Below are 13705 nucleotides of genomic sequence, written 5' to 3'. Positions count from 1 at the left end.
AGCCGCTTCATGCCTCTGCACCCTTCCTCGCGCCTGCAGGAGGCCCGCCGTGCGCTGGCCGACCGCCTGCGGGATGTCCGGAGGGACGCCGAGATCAGCGGGCGGGAGTTGGCCGCCAGGTGCGGCTGGTCGGAGTCGAAGTCGTCCCGGATCGAGAATGCCAGGACGCCACCCTCCGATGCGGACATCCGAGCCTGGTGCCGGGCCTGTGCCGCGGAGGACCAGACCGCGGACCTGATCGCGGCCAACAGGGAATCCGCTGACGCGCAGGTGGAGTGGAAGAGGCTTCAGCGGACCGGCCTTCGGCGCCTGCAGGAGAGCGTCGGCGGCCTCTACGGGCAGACCAGGACCTTCCGTGTCTACGTCTCCGACGTGATCCCGGGCCTTCTCCAGACCGCCGGATACGCCACGGCTCTGCTCTCGTCGATCGCGGATTTCCGGGGAGCCCCGGACGACGTCAGCGAGGCGGTCACGGCACGCATGAGACGCAACGCGGTGCTGGACGACCCGGGCCACCGCTTCTCCTTCGTGCTCGAGGAGTCGGTGCTGCGGTACCGGCTGTGCGGTCCCGGGACCATGTCGGCACAACTCGGCCACTTGCTCGGGGTGATGGATTCTCAGAACGTCGCTGTCGGCATCGTCCCCTTCTCGGCGCGGCGAACCGTGTGGCCGATGCCCACCTTCACGATCTTCGATGACAGCCGGGTGCACGCGGACACCTTGGATGCTGCCGCCACCCTCACACAGCCCGGTCGGGTCGACCTGTACGCCCGGGCGTTCGAGCGGCTCTCGCAGGGCGCCGTGCGGGGAGCAGCCGCACGGTCCTTGATCGCGGATGCCGTGGCATCACTGGGCTGAAGGCCAGGACAGGTGCGAGCTGCGTCGATCACCCGACGCCTCGACTCACCCCGCCCCTTCACCCCACCCGATCCGGATCTGCTTCCCGGCGCCCCAGCATCAACCCCGTGTACAGCACCAGTGCCGAGCCCAGGCCGACCGCCCAGCCGTAGTCGGCGAGGGGGCGCAGGAAGGGGATCAGGCCGTCTTCGGGGAAGGGGCCCTTGCCGGGGGCGGAGTGGGAGCCGCCTACGGCCAGGAGGCTGCCGGTGAGGAAGGCGGCCACCGCGCGCCAGTTCCAGCCGGAGCGGTACCAGTAGCGGCCCTCGGCGCGGTAGAGGTCGGGGACGTCCAGGCGGGTGCGGCGGATGATCCAGTAGTCGGCGATGAGGATTCCGGCGACCGTGCCGAGCAGGCCGCCGACGACGCCGAGCCAGGTGAAGATGTACAGCTCGGGGGTGGAGGTCAGCTTCCAGGGCATGATCAGGACGCCGACCAGGCCGGTGAGCAGGGCGCCGGTGCGGAAGGAGATGCGCCGGGGGGCGAGGTTGGCCAGGTCGTACGCCGGGGAGACCACGTTGGCGGCGATGTTGACGGAGATGGTCGCGATGAAGACGGTGACCACCGCGAAGAGCAGGCCGAAGACGTTGTCGGTCTTGCCGGCCAGTTCCACCGGGTCCCAGACGGCGGCCCCGTAGACCTGCTGGGAACCGGCGGTCACCAGGACCGACATCAGCGCGAAGGCGGTCATCGTGGTGGGCAGGCCGAGGGTCTGGCCCCAGACCTGGGCGCGCTGGCCCTTGCCGAAGCGGGTGAAGTCGGGGATGTTCAGCGAGAGCGTCGACCAGAAGCCGATCATGCCCATCAGGCCCGGGAAGAAGACCGGCCAGAAGTCCGCTCCCCAGCCGAGCTCGGAGGGCTCGTGCAGCAGCGGTCCGAAGCCGCCCGCCTTGTTCGCGATCCAGACCAGCAGGACCACCGCGCCGACCAGGACGAAGGGCGCGGCCCAGTTCTCGAAGCGGCGCAGGGTGTCCATCCCCCGGTAGATGATGGCCATTTCGAGCACCCAGAAGACCAGGAAGCAGACCCAGAGCGTCCAGGGGTAGCCGCCGATCTCGGCGGCGCCGGTCCAGCCGCCGAAGATCTTGCCGACCAGGATGAAGATGCCCTGCCCGCCGATCCAGGTCTGGATGCCGAACCAGCAGCAGGCGACCGCGGCCCGTACCAGGGCGGGCAGGTTGGCGCCGCGCATGCCGAAGCTGGCGCGGGCCAGTACGGGGAAGGGGATGCCGTGCTTCGGCCCGGCGTGGCCGGTGAGCAGCATCGGCAGCAGCACGATGACGTTGGCCAGGGCGATGGTGAAGACCGCCTGCTTCCAGTCCATGCCGAGGGCGACGAGTCCGGAGGCGAGCGTCCAGGAGGGGATGTTGTGCGCCATCCCGATCCACAGGGCGGCGAAGTTGTACGTGGTCCAGTGCCGGTCGGCCTGCGGGACCGGCAGCAGGTCCTCGTTGCTGAAGCGGGAGTCCCCGGCCGGGGCGGGACCGGTGGAGCGGGGCGGGACGGTGGAGGTCATGGCGGCCTTTCGCTGGGGACTGCGGGGGAGGCCTCTGCTCCCCGGCACCTCCGGACCGGGTCCCGGGGCCGCGCTGCCCCGGGGCCGGGGTCAGAGCCCGGAGAGGGCGGGGATGACGGACTTCCCGTAGGCGTCGACGGTGCTCTCCTTGGCGTCGTGCATCGCGTAGACGGCGAACTGGTCGACGCCCGCGGACCGCAGTGTCCGCAGCTTCTCGATATGGGCCTCGACCGGGCCGAGCAGGCAGAACCGGTCGACGATCTCGTCGGGGACGAAGGCGGTGTCCGGGTTCCCGCTGCGGCCGTGGTGGCTGTAGTCGTAGCCCTGGCGCTCCTTGATGTACGCGGTCAAGGCCTCGGGCACCAGGCCGGAGTGCTCCCCGTAGCGGCTGACCAGGTCGGCCACGTGATTGCCGACCATGCCGCCGAACCAGCGGCACTGCTCGCGGGCGTGGTCGAGGTCCTCGCCCACGTAGGCGGGGGCGGCGACGCAGATGGTCAGCGCGTCGGGGTCGCGGCCCGCGTCCGCGGCGGCCTGGCGGACCGCCTTGACCATCCACTCGGTGAGGAAGGGATCCGCGAGCTGGAGGATGAAGCCGTCGGCCCGCTGCCCGGCGAGCGCGAGCGCCTTCGGCCCGTACGCGGCCATCCAGACCGGGAGTCTGCCGCCGTCCACCCAGGGGATCCGGACCGGGTTGCCGTCGACGACCGCCTCGCGGCCCTCGGCCAGGTCACGGATGGCGTCGATGGACTCGCCGAGGCGGGCCAGGGTGTTCGGGCGGCGTCCGGCGACCCGCATCGCGGAGTCGCCGCGGCCGATGCCGCAGACGGTGCGGTTGCCGTACATGTCGTTGAGGGTGGCGAAGGTGGAGGCGGTCACCTCCCAGGTGCGGGTCCCGGGGTTGGTGACCATCGGGCCGACGGTCAGGTGCTCGGTCTCGGCGAGGATGCGGCTGTAGATGACGAAGGGCTCCTGCCAGAGCACCGCCGAGTCGAAGGTCCAGCCGTAGCGGAAGCCGGCGTTCTCCGCGCGGCGCATCAGCTCCACGACCGCGGAGGCGGGCGGGTCGGTCTGCAGGACGAGTCCGAAGTCCATGGGCACTGCTCCTTGCTGACGGTCGGGGGCGGGTCAGCCCAGGTACTGGCAGGTGGCTCGGGGTACGTAGCTGCCGTGACCGGCGCGGCCGGTGAACTCCCGCTGGTCCAGGACGACTTCGCCGCGGGAGAGGACGGTCTCCACCCGCCCCCGGATGCGGCGGCCCTCGTAGGCCGAGTAGTCGACGTCCATGTGGTGGGTCTCGGCGGAGAGGGTCTGCTCGGCGGCCGGGTCGTAGACGACCACGTCGGCGTCGGCACCCGGGGCGATGGTGCCCTTCTTCGGGTAGAGGCCGAACATCCGGGCCGGGGCGGCGCAGGCGATGTCGATCCAGCGGCGGCGGGAGATGTGCCCGTCCACCACGGCCTGGTGGAGGAGGTCCATGCGGTTCTCCACCCCGGGCATGCCGTTGGGGATCTTGGAGAAGTCGCCGCGGCCCAGCTCCTTCTGGCCGGTGAAGCAGAAGGGGCAGTGGTCGGTGGAGACGACCTGGAGTTCGTCGGTGCGCAGGCCCTTCCAGAGCGCGGCCTGGTGCTCGCGGGGGCGCAGCGGGGTGGAGCAGACGTACTTGGCGCCCTCGAAGTCCGGCCGGTCGAGGTCGTCGGTGGACAGGAAGAGGTACTGCGGACAGGTCTCGCCGAAGACGGGCAGGCCCTTGTGCCGGGCGGCGGCCAGCTCCGCGACCGCCTCCTCGGCGGAGACGTGCACCACGTACAGCGGGGCCCCGGCGACCCGGGCGAGCTGGATGGCGCGGTGGGTGGCCTCGGCTTCGAGGAGGGTCTTGCGGACCTCGCCGTGTACGCGGGGATCGGTGCGGCCCTCGGCGAGCGCCTGCTCGACGAGGACGTCGATGGCGATGCCGTTCTCCGCGTGCATCATGATCAGCCCGCCGTTGGACGCGGCGCGCTGCATGGCCCGCAGGATCTGCCCGTCGTCGCTGTAGAAGACGCCCGGGTAGGCCATGAACTGCTTGAAGGAGGTGACGCCCTCGTCGACGAGCAGGTCCATCTCCTTGAGCGAGGACTCGTTGACGTCGGAGAGGATCATGTGGAAGGCGTAGTCGATCGCGCAGTTGCCCTCGGCCTTGGCGTGCCAGGCGTCGAGTCCCTCGCGCAGGGCCTTGCCGCGCGACTGGATGGCGAAGTCGACGATGGTGGTGGTGCCGCCCCAGGCGGCGGCCCGGGTGCCGGTCTCGAAGGTGTCGGCGGCGTAGGTGCCGCCGAAGGGCATCTCCATATGGGTGTGCGCGTCGACCCCGCCCGGCAGGACGTACTTCCCGCGTGCGTCGATCGTCCGCTCGACCGCCCAGCTCCCGGAGGCCGAGGGCGCGTCGGAGGCGGCGAGGGCGACGATACGGCCGTCCTCGATCAGGACGTCGGCGTAGGTCTCCTCGGCTGCGGTGACGACGAGACCGCCGCGGATCGCGGTGCGGGTCATGCTCCCACTCCTTAGCTGGGCTCACCCGGGCCGTTGGCCTGCGGGTGCGGTGCGGGCCGCGGGGCGGCGGACGTACCGGTGGACGGGTGACGGGTGACGGGACGGACGTGCGGGCCGGAAGTTCGGTGGGCCGGGGGCGGGAACGGCGGACCGGCGCGCGGGAGGCCGGGGCCGCCGCGCGCTGGTCCACCGGTGGAGCAGCCGCTGGAGGGCCGGGGTCAGCCGCCCCCGGTGGCGGTGCGCAGGGCCTCGCCGAGGATCCGGGCGCCCTCCTCGGCCTCGGCGACGGTGAGGCTGAGCGGGGGTGCGACCCGCAGCACGCTGCTGTGGTGGCCGCCGCCCTTGCCGACGAGCAGTCCGCCCGCGCGGGCCGCTTCGAGGACCGCCGCGGCGAGCGCGGGCGCGGGCCCGCCGGTCGCCGGGTCGGTCAGCTCGATGCCGATCATCAGGCCCCGGCCGCGTACCTCCCGTACCGCGGCGATCCCGGCCGTCGCCGCCCGCAGCCGCTCGATGAGCAGTCCGCCGACGCGGCGGGCGTTGCCCTGGAGGTCGTGTTCCAGGAGGTAGGAGAGGTTGGCCAGGCCCGCGGCCATGGTGACCGGGCTGCCGCCGAAGGTGGAGATGGAGTTGGCGCCGAGGCTGTTCATCACCTCGGCGCGGGCGACCACGCCGCCGATGGACACGCCGTTGCCGATGCCCTTGGCGAAGGTGAGGATGTCCGGCGGGCCGTTCTCCTGGTGGGCCTGCCAGCCCCAGAAGTGCTCGCCGGTACGGCCCCAGCCGGTCTGCACCTCGTCGCTGATCCACAGGATGCCGTGCCGGTCGAGGACCTCGCGGAAGGCGGCGAAGAGCCCGTCGGGGCCGGAGGTGAAGCCGCCGACGCCCTGCACCGGCTCCGCGATGAGGGCGGCGACCCCGCTCTGCGCCTGGCCGAGCAGGTCCTCCAGGTCGGCGACGCAGGCGGCGGTGAACTCCGCGTCGCTCAGCTCGGCGAACGGCCCGCTGGAGCGGACCCCGCCGTGCACCCAGAGGGTCTGCAGCGGGGACAGGCTCGTCGGCGACCAGGCGGTGTTGCCGGTGATGCCGACGGCGGAGAAGGACCGGCCGTGGTAGCTGTTGCGCATCGCCACGATCTGGTTGGAGCGCCGGTGGGTGGTGGCGAGCATCAGCGCGGTGTCGTTGGCCTCGGTGCCGGAGGCGGTGAAGAAGACCCGCGCGTCCGGGATGCCGGACAACTGGGCGACGCGCTCGGCGAGTTCGATCATCGGCCGGTTGAGGTAGAGGGTGGAGCTGTGCAGGATCCGGCCGGCCTGCTCGCTCACCGCCTTGGTGACCTCGGGCAGCGCGTGCGCCGTCATGGTGGTGAGGATGCCGCCGAAGAAGTCGAGGTAGCGGTTGCCCTCGGCGTCCCAGACGTGGCGGCCCTCGCCGTGGGTGATCTCGATCGGCCGGTCGTAGTAGAGCGCCAGCCAGTCGGGCAGGACCGCGCGGTGGCGCGCGTGCAGCTCCTCCGGGCGCCCGCTCACGGCTTGACCAGCCCCTGGTAGGCGTCGGGCCGTCGGTCCCGGTAGAAGGCCCACTGCTGGCGGACCTCGTCGATCAGGCCGAAGTCCAGGTCGCGCACGAGGAGTTCCTCCTGCTTGTCGTCGGCGACCTCGCCGACGAACTGGCCCCGCGGGTCGACGAAGTAGCTGGTGCCGTAGAAGTCGTTGTCGCCGTACTCCTCGACGCCGACCCGGTTGATGGCGGCGACGAAGTACTCGTTGGCGACGGCGGCGGCGGGCTGCTCCAGCTGCCACAGGTACGCGGAGAGGCCGCGCGAGGTGGCCGAGGGGTTGTAGACCAACTGGGCCCCGGCGAGGCCGAGTTCGCGCCAGCCCTCGGGGAAGTGGCGGTCGTAGCAGATGTAGACGCCGATCCGGCCGACGGCGGTGTCGAACACCGGCCAGCCGAGGTTGCCCGGCTTGAAGTAGTACTTCTCCCAGAAGCCCTTGACCTGGGGGATGTGGTGCTTGCGGTACTTGCCGAGGTAGCTGCCGTCGGCGTCGATGACCGCGGCGGTGTTGTAGTAGAAGCCGGACTGCTCGACCTCGTAGACCGGGACCACCAGGACCATGCCGGTCTCCCGGGCCAGCTCCTGCATCCGGGTCACCGTCGGGCCGTCCGGTACGGCCTCGGCCCACCGGTAGTGCTCGGCCTCCTGCACCTGGCAGAAGTAGGGGGCGTTGAACACCTCCTGGAAGCCGAGCACTTGCGCGCCCTGCTCCGCCGCCTGCCTCGCGTACGCCTCGTGCTTCGCGATCATCGATTCGGTGTCGCCGGTCCAAGTGGACTGGACGAGCGCCGCCCTGACGACCTTTCCCATGAACAGCTCCTTCAGGAGTCCGCTGCTGCTGTCTACGCACGTAGATCCGGGCCGTGGGGAAAGAACGTAGAAGCCCTCGCACCACTTAGGCAATACCGCCACCGTTACCCGCCGAAGACGATCACATTTCCGGGGCGCCCGGCAGGAGGCGCGCACGCCGGGGCGCGCACTCCCGGCACCCCGTCCGACCGGGCAGAATGACCCCATGCCCCGCCGCCCCGCACGCCCGCAGCCCGCCCCCGCCTGCCCCTGCGGCACCGGCGCCGCGTACGCCGCCTGCTGCGGCCGCTACCACGCCGGGAAGGAGTCCGCGCCCACCGCCGAGGCCCTGATGCGCTCGCGCTACGCCGCCTTCGCGCGCCGCGAGGAGGCCTATCTGCTGCGCACCTGGCATCCGCGCACCCGCCCGGGGCGGCTCGGGCTCGACCCCCGCACCCGCTGGCTGGGCCTGGAGATCCTGGCGGCCGAGGGCGGCTCCGCCTTCCACAGCACGGGCACCGTCGCCTTCCGCGCCTCCTACGAGGACGCGGCGGGCAGGCAGTCGCTCACCGAGCACAGCCGCTTCGAGCGGTACGCGGGCGCCTGGGTGTACGTGGACGGGGACCACGACTGAACTCCCCCGGCGCACAAGGGAGGTGACGGAGGCTCAGGGAGCCAGGACGTCGAGTTCGTGCAGGGCGCCGACGGTGATCTCCCGGGTCAGCTCCTCGGCGCGGCGGGCGTCGCCCTCGCGGACCGCCTCGGCGACCCTCACATGCAGGGTGACGGCCTCCGGATCGGGGTCCTCGAACATGACCTGGTGCTGGGTACGGCCGGTGAGCACCTCCGCCACCACATCCCCGAGGCGGGCGAACATCTCGTTGCCGGAGGCGGCGAGGATCACCCGGTGGAAGGCGACGTCGTGGACGAGGTACCCCTCCAGCTGATGGCCCCGGGAGGTGGCGACCATGCCGAGCGCGCACTCGGTCAGCTCGGCGCACTGCTCAGGGCCGGCGTTGCGCGCGGCGAGCCCGGCGGCCACCGGCTCGACCGCGGAGCGCAGCACGGTCAGCGAGCGCAGCTGCCGCGCGCGGTCCCGGCCGGCCAGCCGCCAGCGGATGACCTGGGGGTCGTAGACGTTCCACTCGGCGGTGGGCCGTACGGTCACGCCGACCCGGCGCCGGGACTCCACCAGGTGCATGGACTCCAGGACGCGGACGGCCTCGCGCATGACCGAGCGGGAGACCTCGAAGGACTGGGCCAGCTCGTCGGTGCGCAGCACACTTCCGGGCGGGTAGTCGCCGGCCGTGATGGCGGGCCCGAGCGCCTGGAGTACCCGCGCGTGCAGCCCTCTGGCCGGTGTTGTCATGGCGTCAGCCTACGAGGCGCCCACCCGGAATAAAAAGTCAGATGTTTGTGTCACAGGCTCTTGAATTCGTCATACCTAATGGGTTTCAGTGTCGTGTCACATGGATGTCGAAGAGGACGGCGAGGCCCGATGAGCACCCCCCAGGTAGTCGTCGTGATGGGCGTGTCAGGTACCGGCAAGACCACCATCGGCCCGCTGCTCGCCGCCCGGCTCGGTGTCCCCTACGCCGAGGGCGACGACTTCCATCCGCCCGCCAACATCGCCAAGATGTCCGCGGGCACCCCGCTCACCGACGAGGACCGCCGGCCCTGGCTCGACGCCATCGGCGCCTGGGCGCACCGGCGGGCCGGACTCGGCGGGGTGGTCAGCAGTTCGGCGCTCAAGCGCAGCTACCGCGACCGTCTGCGCGCCGCCGCCCCCGGCGTCGTCTTCGTCCACCTCACCGGCGCCCGGGAACTCATCGAGTCCCGGATGTCGCACCGTACCGGGCACTTCATGCCCGCCGCGCTGCTCGACTCCCAGTTCGCCACGCTCCAGCCGCTCCAGCCGGACGAGCCGGGCGTGGCCGTGGAGGTCTCCGGCAGCCCCGCCCAGATCACCGAGCGGGCCGTGACCGCGCTGCACGGTTACGCGGGCAGCCGCCCGGCCCCCTCGGCGTAGGCCCGTATCGCTCGACTCCCGTTCCCCGAACGGGCCGGACCGGTGTTCCGGCCCCCTCTCCCCCCGTCCTCCACCTTCCAAGGAAGATCGCCGTGACCCGTCTCAGCGTCGAGATGCTGGCAGCGGACGCCCCCGAGCCCATCACTTCGGCGGGCCATGCCCAGCTGGGGATAGCCGTGCTCGCCGGCATCGCCGTCATCGTCCTGCTCATCACCAAGTTCAAGCTGCACGCCTTCCTGGCGCTGACCATCGGCTCACTGGCCCTCGGGGCCTTCGCCGGGGCCCCGCTCGACAAGGTGATCACCAGCTTCACCGCCGGCCTCGGCTCGACCGTGGCGGGTGTCGGGGTACTGATCGCCCTCGGCGCGATCCTCGGCAAGCTGCTCGCCGACTCCGGCGGCGCCGACCAGATCGTGGACACCATCCTCGCCAGGGCGAGCGGGCGCGCCATGCCCTGGGCGATGGTGCTCATCGCCTCGGTGATCGGGCTGCCGCTCTTCTTCGAGGTCGGCATCGTGCTGCTGATCCCGGTGGTGCTCATGGTGGCCCGGCGCGGCAACTACTCCCTGATGCGGATCGGCATCCCCGCGCTCGCCGGACTCTCCGTGATGCACGGCCTGGTGCCCCCGCACCCCGGGCCGCTGGTCGCCATCGACGCGGTGCACGCCAACCTCGGGGTGACCCTGGCCCTCGGCGTCCTCGTCGCCATCCCGACGGTGATCATCGCGGGGCCGGTCTTCTCCCGCTTCGCCGCGCGCTGGGTGGACGTGCCGCCGCCGGAGAAGATGATCCCGCAGCGCGCCTCGGACGACCTGGAGCGGCGCCCCGGCTTCGGCGCCACGCTGGCCACCGTGCTGCTGCCCGTGGTCCTCATGCTCTCCAAGGCCCTGGTGGACATCGTGGTCGACGACCCCGAGGCCACCGTACAGCGGGTCTTCGACGTGGTCGGCTCGCCGCTGATCGCGCTGCTCGCCGCGGTGCTGGTGGGCATGTTCACGCTGGGGCGGGCGGCCGGGTTCACCCGGGACCGGCTCTCCTCGACGGTGGAGAAGTCGCTCGTACCGATCGCCGGGATCCTGCTGATCGTGGGCGCGGGCGGCGGCTTCAAGCAGACGCTGATCGACTCGGGCGTCGGCGAGATGATCCTGGAGATCTCGAAGGACTGGTCGATCCCGGCGCTGCTGCTCGCCTGGCTGATCGCCGTGGCGATCCGGCTCGCGACCGGTTCGGCGACGGTGGCGACCATCTCGGCCGCCGGTCTCGTCGCCCCGCTCGCGGCCGACATGTCGACCGCGCACACCGCGCTGCTCGTGCTGGCGATCGGCGCCGGATCCCTGTTCTTCTCACATGTGAACGACGCGGGGTTCTGGCTGGTGAAGGAGTACTTCGGGCTCGGTGTCGGGCAGACGATCAAGACCTGGTCGGTGATGGAGACCATCATCTCGGTGGTCGCCGGAGGCCTGGTGCTGCTGCTCTCGCTGATCCTGTAGCGCCTCGCCGCTCCCCCGGCGCCGAGGCGCCGCACCGCGGAGCGCCCCGGGTACCCGCGTACCCGGGGCGCTTGCGTGCCCGGGAGCCTCAGCGGGGCGAGGCCGCCGCCTTCTCCAGCTGGAAGGCCTCGTTGCCCAGGCCGATACGGGCGTGTGCCTCGGGGCGCCGGACCCTGAGGACGAGTCCGTGGACGACGCCGGTCAGCGCGGCGAGCAGGATCACCCCGGGCAGCACCCAGCTGAGCGGCGAGCCGGGGCCCGCGCCGACCAGGACGTCGAAGTCCTTGACCGTGTAGACGGCGATGACGAGCAGGGCGACGACGGCGAGGCCGGAGGCGAGCAGCCGCCAGGCCTGGGCGGCGGCCGCCCCGCGCCGCGCGAAGAAGACGATCACCGCGAGGCTGGCGGCGGCCATCAGCACGATGACGCCGAGGGCGCCGACATTGCCCATCCAGGTGAACAGGTGCAGCACGGGCGCCGTCGGGTCCCCGGTCGGCTTGTCGTCGGTGAGGGCGAAGACGCCGACCACCAGGAGCGAGACGGCGCTCTGCAGCAGGGCGCCGGTGCCGGGGGCGCCGCTGGTGCTGCTGGTCCGGCTGAAGACGGCGGGCAGCAGCCCCTCGCGGCCCATCGCGAAGGCGTAGCGGGCGACGACGTTGTGGAAGCTCAGCATCGCGGCGAACATGCCGGTGACGAAGAGGACATGGACCACGTCGGTGAAGGTGCCGCCGAGGCGCTCCTCGGTGAGGAAGAAGAGCAGCCCCGCGCTCTGCTCCCGGGAGGCGGAGACGATCCCCGCGGGCCCGGCCGCGACGGTCAGCGCCCAGCAGGTCAGCGCGAAGAAGACGGCCACGAAGCCGACCGCGAGGAACATCACCCGGGCCACCACCACCTGGGGGCGGCTGGTCTCCTCCGCGTAGACCGGCGCCTGCTCGAAGCCGAGGAAGGCCGCGACGCAGAAGCACAGGGCGGTGCCGACCCCGGCGCCGGTGAGGGTGTCCGGGTTGAAGGCGTGCAGGGACAGGCCCTCCTTGCCCGGGTCGGCGACCGCCGCGATGTCGAAGACGACGACCAGGACGACCTCGATGAGCAGCAGGACGCCCAGCACCTTGGCGTTGACGTCGATCTTCAGCAGGGCCAGCGCGCCGACCACCAGGACGGCGAGCAGCGAGGGGATCCACCAGGCGACCTCGGCGTCGAGGTAGGTGTGGCAGAGACTGGAGACCTCGTAGCCGAAGATGCCGTAGATGCCGACCTGCAGGGCGCTGTAGGCGACCAGGGCGACCACCGCGGCCCCGGCGCCGACGGTGCCGCCGAGTCCGCGGGAGATGTACGCGTAGAAGGCGCCCGCGTTGTGCACATGGCGGCTCATCTCGGCGTAGCCGAAGGAGAACAGGGCGAGGACCAGGCCGAGGAGGACGAAGAGCAGCGGCTGCCCGACGATCCCCATCACGCCGAAGGTCGTGGGCATGACACCCGCGACCACCATGAGCGGGGCGGTGGCGGCGAGCACCGAGAGCAGCAGCCCCACCGTGCCCAGGCGGCCCGCGCGCAGCGCGCGCTCCTCGCCCCGGAAGGTGCTGATGGATCCGGCGGCGCCTGACGCGGCTCTCGCCTGGCTCGACTGCGAACTGCCCGTCGTCATGGCGGGGTCGTCCTTTCCGGGGGAGGGGGGTGTGCGGTGCCTGGGGAGCCGTGCGGTGGCGGCTCAGGCCGAGCCGAGCGCGGCGTCGCGCGCGGCCCGGAAGGCGTCGAAGGGGTCGCGGTCCGGATACGACCACGGGTGCGGGGTCGCGTGCGGGCCGATCCGGTGGAAGAGCGCGGCGGCCTCGGCCGCGCGGCCCTCGCAGAACTTCGCGTGGGCGAGGAAGTTGAGGTCGACGCGGTTGCGCGGGTGCTGGTCGCGGCCGTACTGCAGCCACCAGTCGAAGGCGGACTTCATCACCTGGCGGGCCCGGCGCCCCACCCAGTGGCCCGCGGCGACCGGGTCGGCCGGTTCGCTGCCCGCGGCGGCGAGCACCCGGTAGCGCTCGGCGTGCGCGACCACCGGCAGCAGCGCCAACGGCGAGTCCACCGGCGCCTGTTCGGCCGCCCAGGCGGCGAAGTCGTAGACCTCGTGCAGCGGGTCCTGACCGGCGTCGGGCCGCCGCTCGGCGAGCCGGGCGACCATCAGATGGTGCGCGTGGTGGTGCTCGGGATGGCGGTGGCGGACCTCGTCGAAGAGCCGGACCACGTCCTCCTCGCGCCCCAGGCTGCGCTCCAGGATCAGCAGGCCGAGCCAGGGCGTCGGGTCCTCGGGCACGAGCAGCGCCACCCGGCGGCAGGCCTCCCGGGCGGCGTCCGGCTTCGCCTTGCGGTGCAGCGCGCGGAAGACGGTGGCGACGGACTCCAGGACCCGGGCGTCGGTGGACTCCGGCTCGACCAGCTGCCAGTCGCGGGCCCAGGCGACCGTGCTCGGCTCCTGCGCGAGGGCGGTGAGCCGGTGGCCTCTGCGGTCCCAGTCCTCGCCGGTCTCGGCGAGCAGGGCGCGTACGGCGCTCCAGCGGCCCTGCGCCAAGGAGACGCGGGCGGCGGCGAGTTCGGTGTCGTCCAGTGCGGCGTCGAAGACGTGCGCGGCCTTCTTGCGGCCACGTCCGAGGGGAGGCGGGGGTGGGGACACCGCGGGACTTCCTCCACGACGCGGCTCGGCTGGCGAATGATCTCGGACAGCAAAGCGGCCCCCGCGGCTCCGCGTCAAGGGCGGAGGGGAAGAGTGCACATCCTCCGGCGAGGGGCGCGGGGGCCGCTCCCGGGCGCCCCCGGAAGCCGTCCCGAAGGCCCGCCGGAGCACCCCGGGCGGCGCCCGCTCCGGCCCCGTACACCCCCTCACCTGCAACTCACCGAGGGTGGCGGCCCGT

Annotated in this window: 12 protein-coding genes; 4 read left to right on the top strand and 8 right to left on the bottom strand. The window is 72.0% G+C overall.

All coding sequences use genetic code 11. The features are described from left to right. The first annotated feature begins 9 nt into the window (after positions 1–9). The gene (locus HFV08_RS20020) at positions 10–858 is read left to right on the top strand and encodes a helix-turn-helix domain-containing protein (RefSeq protein WP_168541117.1); all 849 of its coding nucleotides are present in this window, start codon (positions 10–12) and stop codon (positions 856–858) included. A gap of 58 nt (positions 859–916) precedes the next feature. Here HFV08_RS20020 and HFV08_RS20015 read toward each other — a convergent pair whose 3' ends face one another. The 5 genes from HFV08_RS20015 to HFV08_RS19995 form a co-directional block, all read right to left on the bottom strand. Further along, a complete protein-coding gene (locus HFV08_RS20015) occupies positions 917–2413 on the bottom strand; it encodes an NCS1 family nucleobase:cation symporter-1 (protein ID WP_168541116.1) in 1497 nt (498 codons plus the stop codon). 90 nt (positions 2414–2503) lie between these two features. Next, on the bottom strand, positions 2504–3508 hold the full coding sequence (locus HFV08_RS20010; RefSeq protein ID WP_168541115.1) for a TIGR03842 family LLM class F420-dependent oxidoreductase: 1005 nt from the start codon (positions 3506–3508) through the stop codon (positions 2504–2506). A gap of 33 nt (positions 3509–3541) precedes the next feature. After that, positions 3542–4945, bottom strand: coding sequence for a dihydropyrimidinase (gene hydA / locus HFV08_RS20005; RefSeq protein WP_168541114.1), 1404 nt, complete (start codon positions 4943–4945; stop codon positions 3542–3544). A gap of 218 nt (positions 4946–5163) precedes the next feature. Next, positions 5164–6471 carry an aspartate aminotransferase family protein gene (locus HFV08_RS20000; protein ID WP_168541113.1) on the bottom strand — a complete coding sequence of 436 codons (1308 nt, stop codon included), beginning with the start codon at positions 6469–6471 and terminating at the stop codon, positions 5164–5166. After that, entirely contained in the window at positions 6468–7310 is an 843-nt protein-coding gene (locus tag HFV08_RS19995; RefSeq protein WP_040254912.1) for a nitrilase-related carbon-nitrogen hydrolase, read from the bottom strand. The genes HFV08_RS20000 and HFV08_RS19995 overlap by 4 nt, the downstream gene beginning before the upstream one ends. 205 nt (positions 7311–7515) lie before the next feature. On the opposite strand from HFV08_RS19995, the gene HFV08_RS19990 reads away from it, so the two are divergent. After that, positions 7516–7923, top strand: a complete 408-nt coding sequence (locus tag HFV08_RS19990) for a YchJ family protein (protein ID WP_168541112.1) — start codon at positions 7516–7518, stop codon at positions 7921–7923. Between the two features lie 33 nt (positions 7924–7956). Here the strand turns inward: HFV08_RS19990 and HFV08_RS19985 are convergent, their stop codons facing one another. Next, the gene (locus HFV08_RS19985; RefSeq protein WP_168541111.1) at positions 7957–8658 is read right to left on the bottom strand and encodes a FadR/GntR family transcriptional regulator; all 702 of its coding nucleotides are present in this window, start codon (positions 8656–8658) and stop codon (positions 7957–7959) included. Between the two features lie 129 nt (positions 8659–8787). Between HFV08_RS19985 and HFV08_RS19980 the strand changes: the two genes are divergently transcribed. Beyond that, a complete protein-coding gene (locus HFV08_RS19980) occupies positions 8788–9318 on the top strand; it encodes a gluconokinase (RefSeq protein WP_168541110.1) in 531 nt (176 codons plus the stop codon). Positions 9319–9410: 92 nt separating this feature from the next. Further along, positions 9411–10808: a GntT/GntP/DsdX family permease gene (locus HFV08_RS19975; protein WP_168541109.1), complete on the top strand. Its 1398-nt coding sequence runs from the start codon at positions 9411–9413 to the stop codon at positions 10806–10808. An 88-nt stretch (positions 10809–10896) separates the two neighbouring features. On the opposite strand, the gene HFV08_RS19970 is transcribed toward HFV08_RS19975, so the two are convergent. Further along, a complete protein-coding gene (locus tag HFV08_RS19970; protein ID WP_168541108.1) occupies positions 10897–12453 on the bottom strand; it encodes an APC family permease in 1557 nt (518 codons plus the stop codon). Positions 12454–12516: 63 nt separating this feature from the next. Beyond that, positions 12517–13467 carry a tetratricopeptide repeat protein gene (locus tag HFV08_RS19965; protein ID WP_040254903.1) on the bottom strand — a complete coding sequence of 317 codons (951 nt, stop codon included), beginning with the start codon at positions 13465–13467 and terminating at the stop codon, positions 12517–12519. Positions 13468–13705 lie beyond the last annotated feature (238 nt).

Source organism: Streptomyces physcomitrii (genome assembly GCF_012273655.1).
Classification (GTDB): domain Bacteria; phylum Actinomycetota; class Actinomycetes; order Streptomycetales; family Streptomycetaceae; genus Streptomyces; species Streptomyces physcomitrii.
This window is presented reverse-complemented; position numbering and strand designations above follow the sequence as displayed.